At 34.5% G+C, this 12501-nt stretch carries 10 protein-coding genes, 1 riboswitch and 1 other annotated feature; of the genes, 1 reads left to right on the top strand and 9 read right to left on the bottom strand.

Annotated features, from left to right (window positions below; all coding sequences use genetic code 11):
* Positions 1-79: 79 nt before the first annotated feature.
* The 9 genes from dnaB to hutH form a co-directional block, all read right to left on the bottom strand.
* Positions 80-1480, bottom strand: a complete 1401-nt coding sequence (dnaB, locus tag IDG65_RS09210; RefSeq protein ID WP_000375644.1) for a replicative DNA helicase — start codon at positions 1478-1480, stop codon at positions 80-82.
* A gap of 31 nt (positions 1481-1511) precedes the next feature.
* On the bottom strand, positions 1512-1958 hold the full coding sequence (gene rplI, locus IDG65_RS09205) for a 50S ribosomal protein L9 (RefSeq protein WP_000864307.1): 447 nt from the start codon (positions 1956-1958) through the stop codon (positions 1512-1514).
* A complete protein-coding gene (gene gdpP, locus IDG65_RS09200) occupies positions 1955-3922 on the bottom strand; it encodes a cyclic-di-AMP phosphodiesterase GdpP (RefSeq protein ID WP_001081643.1) in 1968 nt (655 codons plus the stop codon). Before gdpP ends, rplI begins: the two co-directional genes overlap by 4 nt.
* A 14-nt stretch (positions 3923-3936) precedes the next feature.
* On the bottom strand, positions 3937-4875 hold the full coding sequence (locus IDG65_RS09195; protein ID WP_206174077.1) for a YybS family protein: 939 nt from the start codon (positions 4873-4875) through the stop codon (positions 3937-3939).
* A 294-nt stretch (positions 4876-5169) separates the two neighbouring features.
* Positions 5170-6138 (bottom strand): homoserine O-acetyltransferase MetX, encoded by a 969-nt coding sequence (gene metX / locus IDG65_RS09190; RefSeq protein WP_000186492.1) that lies wholly within the window; start codon positions 6136-6138, stop codon positions 5170-5172.
* 61 nt (positions 6139-6199) lie between these two features.
* Positions 6200-6298: riboswitch (SAM riboswitch) on the bottom strand.
* Positions 6299-6502: 204 nt separating this feature from the next.
* Positions 6503-6832 carry an AzlD domain-containing protein gene (locus IDG65_RS09185; RefSeq protein ID WP_000628050.1) on the bottom strand — a complete coding sequence of 110 codons (330 nt, stop codon included), beginning with the start codon at positions 6830-6832 and terminating at the stop codon, positions 6503-6505.
* Positions 6829-7524, bottom strand: coding sequence for an AzlC family ABC transporter permease (locus IDG65_RS09180; RefSeq protein WP_000190726.1), 696 nt, complete (start codon positions 7522-7524; stop codon positions 6829-6831). The genes IDG65_RS09185 and IDG65_RS09180 overlap by 4 nt, the downstream gene beginning before the upstream one ends.
* Before the next feature lie 650 nt (positions 7525-8174).
* The gene (gene serS, locus IDG65_RS09175; protein ID WP_000884334.1) at positions 8175-9461 is read right to left on the bottom strand and encodes a serine--tRNA ligase; all 1287 of its coding nucleotides are present in this window, start codon (positions 9459-9461) and stop codon (positions 8175-8177) included.
* Positions 9462-9550: 89 nt separating this feature from the next.
* Positions 9551-9760: a binding site (T-box leader), on the bottom strand.
* Positions 9761-9839: 79 nt separating this feature from the next.
* Complete coding sequence (gene hutH / locus IDG65_RS09170; RefSeq protein ID WP_206174075.1) at positions 9840-11354, bottom strand: histidine ammonia-lyase; 1515 nt, start codon at positions 11352-11354, stop codon at positions 9840-9842.
* A gap of 325 nt (positions 11355-11679) precedes the next feature.
* Here hutH and IDG65_RS09165 point away from each other — a divergent pair, with 325 nt between their 5' ends.
* Positions 11680-12492: an NAD(P)H-hydrate dehydratase gene (locus IDG65_RS09165; protein ID WP_000449219.1), complete on the top strand. Its 813-nt coding sequence runs from the start codon at positions 11680-11682 to the stop codon at positions 12490-12492.
* Positions 12493-12501: the final 9 nt, after the last annotated feature.

The following is a 12501-nucleotide window of genomic DNA, read 5'->3' as shown; positions in this document are numbered from 1 at the left end:
ACATATATCAACCCGTTCAGAACAAAATAAAAACCGTACAATTTTATCATTAAAATGATTATTGTACGGAAAAACTTTTTTACATCATATCAGCATGTGCATAATCGATATCTGTAAATTTATTATATTGTTTCATAAAGTGTAACTTAACTGTGCCTGTTGGACCATTACGTTGCTTAGCAATGATGATTTCAATTTCACCGTTTTCATCATTCGTTTGTGGCTCAAAACCACCATCATCGTCATCATCTTCATCGCCGCCACGGTTATAGTAATCATCACGGTATAAGAATGCAACGATATCGGCATCTTGCTCAATCGAACCAGATTCACGAATATCACTCATCATTGGACGTTTATCTTGTCGTTGTTCAACACCACGAGATAACTGACTCAACGCGATAACTGGACATTCTAATTCACGGGCTAATGCTTTTAATGTACGAGAGATTTCAGAAACTTCCTGTTGTCTGTTATCAGACGCACGTGAACCACTACCTTGAATCAACTGTAAGTAGTCAATCACAATCATGTCTAAGCCATGTTCTTGCTTTAATCGACGACATTTAGAACGTAGATCATTAATTCGAATACCCGGTGTATCATCAATAAAAATCTTCGTACGTGATAATTTACCTACCGCTATAGTAAAACGACTCCAATCTTCCTCAGTCATAGTACCCGTTCTTAAGCGGTTTGAGTCAACATTACCAGAACTACAAATCATACGTGTGGCTAACTGATCAGCACCCATCTCTAGTGAGAAAATACCAACTGTATACATATCTTCATGCGTTGCAACTTTTTGTGCAATATTAAGTGCGAACGCAGTCTTACCTACAGATGGACGCGCTGCAAGGATAATTAAATCATTTCGGTTGAACCCTGCTGTCATTTGGTCTAAATCTCGATATCCTGTAGGAATACCTGGTGTTTGACCACTATTTTGATCAAGCTCTTCAGCTGTTTCATATACTTGTCCTAAGACGTCTCGAATGTCTTTAAAGCCATCGCTTTCACGAGAAGATGATAGCTCTAAAATTCGACGTTCTGCATCACTTAAAATCGCATCTAGTTCAAGTTCATCATTATATCCATCATTGGCAATACTATCTGCAGTTTGAATCAATCTACGTTTTAATGCATGCTTAGAAACAATGTCCGTATAATACTGAACATTTCGTGTCGTTGGTACATTTGTAGATAACTCTGCAAGATATTGCGGACCACCCGCTTCATTCAACGTACCTTCACTTGATAACTGATCCATCAATGTTACTACATCAATTTCTTTGTTATCTTCATTTAAGTGCATCATTGCACGGAAAATATGTTGATGGGCACCCCTATAAAACGACTCAGGAAGCAAAACTTCCTGAGTAGTATTAATCAATTCTGGATCTATAATAATTGAACCTAAGACAGACTGTTCAGCTTCATTGTTATGCGGCATTTGATTTTGCTCATACATTCTATCCATGAATGGTTACACCTCTTATTTCAATCCAACTTTATTGTTCAACTGTGTGTACGCGAATCGTACCTTCAACTTCTTTATCTAATTTAACAGGTACATTCGTATATCCTAGGGAATGAATTCCATTTGGTAAATCCATTTTACGTTTATCAATTTTAATATCATGTTGTGCTTTTAGTGCTTCGGCAATTTGTTTTGTACTTACTGACCCAAACAATTTACCACCTTCACCAGTTTTTGCTGATACTTGAACTTCAATGTTTGATAACGTTTCTTTTAATGCTTTAGCATCTTCAATTTCTTGTTGGCGTTCTTGTTTTGCACGTTTTTTCTGTAACTCTAATTGTTTAAGGTTACCTGGTGTTGCTTCTACAGCATAATTCTTTTTCAATAAGAAGTTATTTGCATAACCTACTGGTACTTCTTTAACTTCACCTTTTTTACCTTTACCTTTAACATCTTGTGTAAAAATTACTTTCATGCATCTTCACTCCTACTTAATTGTTCTGTAATTGCTTGTTGTAATTGTGCTATCGCCTCTTCGACTGTCACACCTTTAAGTTGTGTTGCCGCATTGGTTAAATGTCCACCGCCACCAAGTGCTTCCATTGTTAACTGGACATTTACTGAACCGAGTGAACGTGCAGATATACCAATTAGATTATCTTCACGTCTCGCAACAACATATGATGCTTCAATACCTTCTAAACTTAACAGTTCATCTGCTGCTTGTGCAACTGTTACTGGATGATAAATTTTATCGTCTGAACCATGCGCAATGGCTATGCCATTATCTTCGACTTTTACAGTTCGAATTAATTCAGATCGATTAATATAAGTATCCACATCATCTTTTAAGAAATGTTGCGTTAGAATCGTATCTGCACCATGTGCACGTAAATAACTCGCTGCATCGAATGTTCTTGATCCTGTTCGTAATGTAAAGTTTCTTGTATCTACAATAATACCTGCATACATCACTGTTGATTCAAGACGTGTTAAACGTTGTTCTGTTGGTTGATATTCCAGTAATTCTGTTACAAGTTCTGCTGTTGAACTTGCGTATGGTTCCATATATATCAACAATGGATTAGAGATGAAGCTTTCACCACGTCTATGATGATCGATAACAACTTTACGGTTTGCTTTATTTAAAACATTTTCATCTAAAACCAGTTCCGGTTTATGCGTATCAACAATCACTACGGTTGTCTTAGATGTCATCATATCCCAAGCATCATCTGATGTTATAAATCGTTCTCTTAACTCTGGCTTTTTATCAATTTCGTTCATCACGCGTCGTAATGTTGGATCAATGTCAGTCTCATTTAATACGATGTATGCTTCTAAATTATTCATCATTGCAAATCTAGACACACCGATTGCTGCACCAATTGCATCTAAGTCAGGACGTTTATGTCCCATGATAATGACTTTGTCACCCTCTGCAAGGATATCTTTTAACGCATGTGAGATCACACGTGCTCTTACACGAGTACGTTTCTCCATCGGGTCAGTCTTACCGCCATAGAAACGCACATTACCATTAATACTTTTAATTGCAACTTGGTCGCCACCGCGTCCTAATGCTAAGTCTAGGCCTGATTGTGATAATTCACCTAAGTCGATTAAATTTTCAGTACCTTCACCAACACCAATACTTAATGTTAATTGGGCACGATAACCAACACTTTTTTCACGTAATTGACTCAAGATATCAAATTTAGATTCTTCTAAGTCAGCTAATATTTTTTGATTTAAATAGGCTACGAATTGATCAGAACTATACCTTTTAAAGAATATATTATACTCAGTTGCCCATCGACTAATAACACGCGTTACCATTGAATTGATTTCCGAACGCTGCGTATCATTCATATTTTGAGTAATCTCATCGTAGTTATCTAAAAATAATGTCGCAATGATTGGTTTAGAATTTTCATATAGTTCATTTGTTTGTACTTGTTCAGTTATATCAAAGAAATAGAGGCAGTGATCATTCTCAGAATAACGTACTTGGAAATGATACTGATTATATTCTATTTCAACGGATTTCACTCTATCTAATTGCTTTAAAATGTTTGGAAATACTTCATTTACAGATTCAGAAATGACATTTGCTTCCATATGATCTGTCATAAATTGGTTAACCCATTCGATGTGATCATTTTCATCTAAAACAATGATACCAATTGGTAAATGTTTGATTGCTTTATTATTTGTTGTTGAAATTTGAGCACTCAAACCATCTACATAACTATCCATTTTCATTAAAGCTTGTCTGAATAAAACGATGCTAACAATAATCATCACGACAAGAACGATAGATGCAATTAGTGCTATAAGACTATTAAAGATAAACCATACACCCATTAAAACAATTGCTGTGATGATCATGATGACAAATGGTATTAGTAAAGCTTTCTTAGTGGACTGCCGATTCATTATTCCACCTCTATTCACTTTTTAGAATTATTTTTCATGATTCGCTTCAAATTCAAACTTAAATCGATAACACCAAGTAGTCCTACAATATGTGTCGTAGGTGTCAGTATTGTACCGATAATCAATAGTAAAATCGTTATTGCATTCGGCAAACCTTTCGCTTTACCAAAGAAATGAATAACACTTAAACCTTGAATATACATTACTAATGATAACACAAGTTGGAAGTTTAAAAGAATGCTCTGGAACACACTCGGTTGACCTGTAAATAATAAACATATGATAACAATAATGTATATCCATAATAAAATACCGCTCATTTGCCACGCGAAAAGTGGCTTAAATACAGGTGTAGCGATTTTAAATTTTCGTAAAATCGGAAATGTAACGATTAAGTTAATTAAGACGATTAAAAATGTAATGATAATGATGAAACCTGGTAATTGAACGGTCGCTTGTCTAAACCCTTCTTCTAATATTTGGGTCATATTCGCATCGGCACCGCTCATCGTAATCGCTTCATGTAATGTTTGCTTGAAAGGTTTTACTATGCTCGCTGATGATGGAATTCTTCCGAATGTTTGTAGTAACATAAAAGCGATTAATGAAATTAAGCTCATCGCTACTGTTGTTACGTATAATATTCTTTCTTTAGACGTTCTTTCTTTGAGCAATTGACCAATAATTAAACTTGCAATTAAGACTAATATGATGGCACTTAAAACGAAAGTATTACCTAAAACAGTTGTTATAATTACTGTAATAAGTGCACTAATCCCGAAAGATTGTATTGATTTATTCCATAAAACGATACCTGGTATGGTTGCAAATAATGCAAATATTAGTCCTAAACCAGGCACTAGATATAAAGCTAAAGCGACAAATACCAACGCAATCGTTGCAATTATTGTTGCTTTAGGTTGTATTTTTGAAAACACATAAGCCACTCCCATATTTTTAACTATAGCTATTATTTTAACCTCTTTAATGGAATTTAACAATTTATAGATTGTATGCTTCTATTTCATTTAATTGAATAATAACTTTCATGTTTTATAAGTAATTAACATACTCATTTGAATCGCTTTTGTGTGCTTTCATTTTCAACATGATTATTTAATCCCACTACATAGCAATCAAGCTTGATTTAGATTTACAATTCATTTCCACTCTCATGTACTCTAGATGTCTTTGAATATGATAACTGTGATTTAGTGGCTTCATTTTTTGAAAATATATACATATTATTACTTACGCTTAAAATGCTTTAAATTTAAGAAATGATATAAGTTAGGTGCCCAGGTACTAAAATTTAGTAGGAATCCATCATGCCCAACATTATCAGGCACGAAGAAATGACGATGATATTTAAAACGTTCACCTAATGCACGAACTTGATCATCCGGATATAGCAAATCATCTATGAACCCCATCGTTAACACTTTTGTTTCTAAATTTTTAAAAACATGCGTTACGTCTGTGCGACCTCGGTCAATGTTGTGACTATCCAATACATCTAGCAGTGTCAGATAACAATTCAAATCAAAATGTTCTTTAAATTTATTACCTTGATGTTGTTGGTATGCGACTACTTCATCCGGCGTGAAACGTTCATCATAACTTTTTGATGATCGATATGTCAAAAAACCTAATTGGCGTGCAATACTTAGACCTTCCTTACCACCAAGATGAATGGCTTGCCTTGCAATTTCATTGAAAGCTCTACTATAAGATGATGTTCGACTTGTTGCAGCAAGGATAATGGCTTTATCTACTTCAAACTGTTGATTGTAAAGTAGTTCCATTGCTTGCATACCTCCAAGACTTCCCCCTATTAAAATATTAATCTTATCATAACCAAGGGCTTGTATACCTCGTTCATTCGCTCTGACTATATCTCTTAATGTTAATTTTTTAGGAAAATGAGGGTCGTTTAAAGGTGAACTTGAACCGAAAGGACTACCAATAACATCAAATGTTAAAAATTGATAATCGTGAATGGGTATATATCCCCCATCAATAATTTCTCGCCACCAACCCGGATAATCATCTGTTCCATATGTTAAATGATTGCCAGTTAATGCATGACAAACTACAACTAATGGTTGTCCATGATAACCGACATGCTCATATCTCAAACGCAAGTTATCTATGACTTCCCCAGATTCTGTAATAAATTTCCCTAAATTTAAAGTATCTACTGTGTAATTTGTCATTGTTCTTTCCTCCTTAAACAAAAAAAAACTTCTCACCCTATTGAAAAGTAAGAAGTCTTTATACTTATCATTCGAGTAACTCGTTGGTTTTAGCACCGTGCTATAAAGTCGGTTGCTGAAGTATCACAGGGCCAAGTCCCTCAACTTCTCACAATAAGAAATATGAAATTGTTATGTGTTAGTTGAGATTCAGTGATGAATTACTTTTATCATTTAAAATGTTGTTATCATTGTCATGCGTTAGCCAAATCGCTTACGTATACACGATTCCCAATCTTAACATAGACGATTTGTATATCAGAATTTTCTGATTACTAACAGTTTACCTAAGTTTAAATATCTGTTCAATGATTTTCAGTTATTTTTAAAAGAAAAATCGTAATGCTGCCATGATAACAATCCCACTAATAATTGTAATAGTTAAACTACGCGTGATTATAGATAAAATAACCGTCGGAATGAGCGCGATAATGTAAGGGATGTTTAATGTATACCCCTCACCATGAGGCGTCTGTTGAATAATGCTGTCTATGACAAGTGCCGTAAATAGTGTGATTGGGATAAATGATAGCCATCGAACCACGACATCAGGCAATTGCACTTTTGAAATCATGATAAAAGGTATAATTCGAATTAATAGCGTTACGATACCACACAATAAAATAAGTATTAACATGTTCATATGAGTTATCATCGTTCCATCATCACTCCTAACGCTGCTGAAATTGTGGCTGCAATTAATATTGCTAGATATGAAGGCATAAACATACTTAGCGATAACATCATTACTATGACGGCAATAATGAGTACTATGTAAATTCTTAATCGCGATTTAGTAATTGATTCAAATTGCGCAATGGCCAAAAAGATAAACATAGCCGTGATAGCAAAATCTAACCCTAGCGTTTGCGGATTTGAGATATATTCGCCAAATAAAGCCCCAGCTACACATGAAATTGCCCAAAATAAATATGCTGTGATATTAAGACCATGCATCCAACGATCATTGATAGCTTCTCCTTTTAAATAAGGTGTAATGGCGACGCCAAACGTTTCGTCAGTTACTAATGAACCTAATCCAACACGGTTCCAAAACCCATATGTCTTGAAGTTTGGTGCAAGCGACATACTTAAAAGGAACATTCTTGAATTTACGATAAATACAGTTAGTACAATCGCTGATATCGGTGTACCTGCTATAAACAACGCGCACATAATAAATTGCGCAGCACCGGCATATATAACAAGACATAACAAGATAATTTCTAAAATACTAAAGTTTTGAGACGAAGCCACAATACCAAATGAAATACCAACACCGGCATAACCCAATAATGTTGGGATACACTCTTGTACGCCTTGTCTAAAACTTAAATGTGTTGCCATCTCAATTACCTCCTTTGCCACTTTATATTTATATAATTACGAAAAAATAATATACCTAGTCTAATACAGTTCTATACCCTAAGCAATAACATTAGACTCCAGTTTGTCTGAGGTTAGACATACTAGAGTCTTCAATCAGCTTTATATCAACTTTTTATTTTTGAGAATTTTCATTTTTTTATTTAAGACTACCTCCATATTTTCTACGGATTTGTAGTTGTTTTTAAGTACTAATTTTATAATTTTTTATATCTAATGATGAGTCTGGGATATTGATTCATGTAACACTCCCTTATAATCATCATCCTCTCCCCCTACCCTACTCCATCGATATTACTCATACTACATCAACGAAATCAGTTTTTTATCACTTAATTTCCTATAATAGTGATGCTCAAAATTGTTACGTTTTAGATTGTTTTAGTTCATCATAATTATCCCGTATTGTTGCTATAATGAAATGCGTTCACCCCATTAAACCACAAACTTAATTTATTGTTGTTATGTGCATTGGCTCACTATTATACTTTTACAGCACAAAAAAAGTGGCGACAGCTTCGTCACCACTTTTTAAAATATTATTTAAAGTATCTTGCCCTTGCTTTAAGTATACGTAGATATATACTTTTTAAAGCTTGTAGCTAAAGCCTTTATTTAACTGGTTTTGAAATTTGTGTTTTACCACCCATAAATGGTACTAATGCTTCTGGAATTGTTACTGTTCCATCTTCATTTTGGTAATTTTCAACAATAGCAGCAAATGTACGTCCAACTGCTAAACCACTACCATTTAATGTATGTGCTAATTCTGGTTTAGCTGCTTTGTCACGCTTGAAGCGGATGTTAGCACGACGCGCTTGGAAATCCGTACAGTTTGAGCATGAACTAATTTCTTTATAATCATTGTAGCTTGGTAACCAAACTTCTAAATCATATGTTTTGCTTGCACTAAATCCAATATCACCTGTACATAAAATAACACGACGGTATGGTAAACCTAACTCTTCTAGAATTGCTTCTGCGTTTGTTGTCATTTCTTCTAAAGCATTCCATGAATCTTCAGGTTGTTCAAAACGTACCATTTCCACTTTATCGAATTGATGTAAACGAATTAATCCTCTTGTATCTCTACCTGCTGATCCTGCTTCACTACGGAAACATGCAGATTGACCAGTGAATTTTTCAGGAAGTACACCTGGTTGAATAATTTCATTACGGTAGAAATTCGTTAATGGTACTTCAGCAGTTGGAATTGTATATAATCCTTCTTTTTCTACTTTAAATAAATCTTCTTCAAATTTAGGTAATTGACCTGTACCATACATTGTATCTGCGTTCACAAGCTGTGGTACCATCATTTCTGTATAACCATGTTGTGTTGTATGTTTTGTAATCATATAGTTCATTAAAGCACGCTCTAATTGCGCACCTTCATTTGTTAAATATACAAAACGCGCACCTGAAACTTTTGCTGCACGATCAAAATCAGCCATTTTCAATTCTTCTACAATATCCCAATGTGCTTTGGGTTCAAATGAAAACTCACGTGGTGTACCCCACTTTTTAACTTCAACGTTATCTTCATCAGATTCACCTTGAGGTACATCATCACTTATTAAATTTGGAATACGACAAAGGATACCTGTCATTTTATTATCAATTTCATTTAATTGACTATCTTTTTCTTTAATATCGTCACCTAATGTGCGCATTTCAGCAATCACATCATCAGCATTTTCTTTATTACGTTTTTTTAATGCGATTTCTTCGCTTACTTTATTACGACGTGCTTTCATTTCTTCTGTTGCACTAATTAATTTACGTCGTTGCTCATCCAATTCTAAAATTTCATCTACAACTTTTGGATCATCTCCACGTAATTCAATTTTGCTCTTAACTGTGTCAGGCTCATTTCTGAATAATCTAATGTCTAACATTAACCTTCATCCTTTCCCAAATAATTATCATTTATTATGGAATGACGTACGTCTTTATTTTTTAGAAAATAAAAAAAGACCACATCCCTACAAGGGACGTGGTCTACGCGTTGCCACCCTATTTAACAATTTAAGTTATAAAGATACACTAAACCTAAATTGCACTTCACTAAAATAACGGTTATCACCGATTGTTCTTTTAAATTAAGTAGGTAGATTCATATATATGTTGATTCTTGTTCACACTAACCACAAGCTCTCTGATATCGAACACTATATATTACTTGTCCTACGAACAATGTCTTATTAAGTTATTTTTAATATAGCAAACTATATTTGCTTTTTCAAGTAACGATTTCAAACATCACTCATGTCGATTTAGTGACATGCAGTCGTTTGATAAATTGATTGCTTTAAATACTGTGCAACCGCTTCAATATCTTTATGAAATTGACGGTCATGTGTAATGGATGGCACGATACTTCGAAACTCCTCATATTTACGACGTGTTTTTGGTGATAAACCTTCAACACCTTTTAACTCTGCTGCTTGTAATGCAATAACACATTCGATTGCCAGCACACGTCTTGCATTTTCAATAATTTGATAACCATGTCTAGCAGCTGTAGTTCCCATAGATACGTGATCTTCTTGGTTCGCAGATGAAGTGATAGAATCAACACTCGCTGGATGCGCTAAAGTTTTATTTTCAGAAACGAGACTTGCAGCAGCATATTGCATAATCATCGCGCCACTTTGCAATCCTGGCTCTGGACTAAGAAATGCTGGTAAATCACCATTTAATTGAGGATTTACTAGTCGCTCTAGACGACGTTCCGATACGTTTGCTAATTCACTTACACCTAATTTAAGATGATCTAATGCAAAAGCAATAGGTTGTCCATGGAAGTTACCACCTGAAATAACAAACGTTTCATTTGCTTCCTCAAATATAAGTGGATTATCATTAGCCGCATTCATTTCAAATTCTAATTGCTGTTTAACATAATTGAATACTTGAAAACTCGCGCCATGGATTTGTGGTATACAACGCAACGTATATGCATCTTGTACACGTATTTCTGCTTGTCGCGTTGTTAATGCTGATCCTTCTAACCAATCACGCATACGCGCTGCCACATTAATCTGTTCTTGAAAATTACGAACAGCGTGCACATCATGTCGATATGCATCTATAATGCCATTAAGAGACTGATGCGTTAATGCAGCAATCCATTCAGATTGGTAACCTAAATCTTCTGCTTCTATATAACTAATGACACCTTGAGCTGTCATAGCTTGCGTACCATTAATCAATGCTAAACCTTCTTTAGCCTGAAGGTTCAAAGGTTGTCTATTTAATTCTCTTAATACATCGTCACTATCCTTTTCTTCCCCTCTGTACAATACTTTCCCTTCACCAATTAATGCTAATGCTAAGTGTGATAATGGCGCTAAATCTCCTGATGCACCGAGAGAGACTTGCTGTGGGATTATCGGTATAATACGTTCATTTATAAAAAATTGTAATTGTCTCACTAATTCTAAAGTGGCACCTGAATGACCTTTTAATAATGTATTCAATCGTAAAATCATCATGACTAATGCTACTTCTTTTGAAAATGGCTCACCTAGTCCACAGGCATGTGAGCGTATCAGATTCACTTGTAATTCATTATATTGCGTCGGGTCTATACGTACATCACTAAATAACCCAAAACCTGTAGTAATACCATAAACCGTTTCCTCATTTTCAATAATACGTTCAACTACCGCTCTACTTTTTTTGACACGTTCTAACGCATCATCAATAATTTCAATCTTTGATTGTTGTTGTAAAAATGATTTAATATCCTCAATTGTTAGTGTCTCACCATCTAAATATAAAGTCATATATGTTACCCCCTTGTTTATATTAAGTAACCCATCCTTCTTGAAGTATACGTTTTCATTTTTATTGAAACAATGGTTTTACGTACATTTATAACCTATTATCAGAGCACTATTGTAGTGCGTTAAAGGATATTAAGATTGTTGTAAGCATATTTAATAATTTATCTATTGACGAATTGCATATACAGGTATAGTATTTTCTATTGTATTTAACGACAAATAATAATGAATTCAGAAATTTATAATACATTTTGTTAAAAGTTACTATATATTTTTAAAATTGAATAAATTCGGAAAAGGCTTTTACATGGGAGGTTATATCACTATGGAAACGTTAAATTCTATTAACATTCCTAAGCGTAAAGAAAATTCACATAAAGGTGATTATGGCAAAATTTTATTAATTGGTGGATCTGCTAACTTAGGTGGTGCCATTATGTTAGCGGCTCGTGCATGTGTATTTAGCGGTAGTGGTTTAATCACTGTAGCTACACATCCAACAAATCATTCAGCATTACATTCTCGTTGCCCAGAAGCGATGGTTATTGATATTAATGATACGAAAATGTTGACGAAAATGATTGAAATGACTGACAGTATACTAATTGGTCCAGGTCTTGGCGTTGATTTCAAAGGAAATAATGCCATTACATTCCTACTACAAAATATACAACCGCATCAAAATTTAATCGTAGACGGCGATGCGATTACAATCTTTAGTAAACTGAAACCGCAATTACCTACATGTCGCGTGATTTTTACTCCGCATCTCAAAGAATGGGAGCGATTAAGTGGTATTCCTATTGAGGAACAGACATATGAGCGTAATCGTGAAGCAGTTGATCGTTTAGGCGCAACTGTTGTACTTAAAAAACATGGTACTGAAATTTTCTTTAAAGATGAAGACTTTAAATTGACAATCGGTAGTCCAGCAATGGCGACTGGTGGTATGGGCGATACACTTGCTGGTATGATTACAAGTTTTGTCGGTCAATTTGATAACTTAAAAGAAGCGGTTATGAGTGCCACATATACACATAGTTTTATTGGCGAAAACCTTGCAAAAGATATGTATGTGGTACCACCATCAAGACTTATCAATGAAATACCTTACGCAATGAAACAATTAGAAAGTTAGTCATTACTA

This window comes from Staphylococcus sp. EG-SA-17, from assembly GCF_017151845.1.
Classification (GTDB): Bacteria; Bacillota; Bacilli; order Staphylococcales; family Staphylococcaceae; genus Staphylococcus; species Staphylococcus aureus.
Note: the sequence above shows the minus strand (reverse complement) of the source record. Positions and strands in the feature narration are given on the sequence as shown.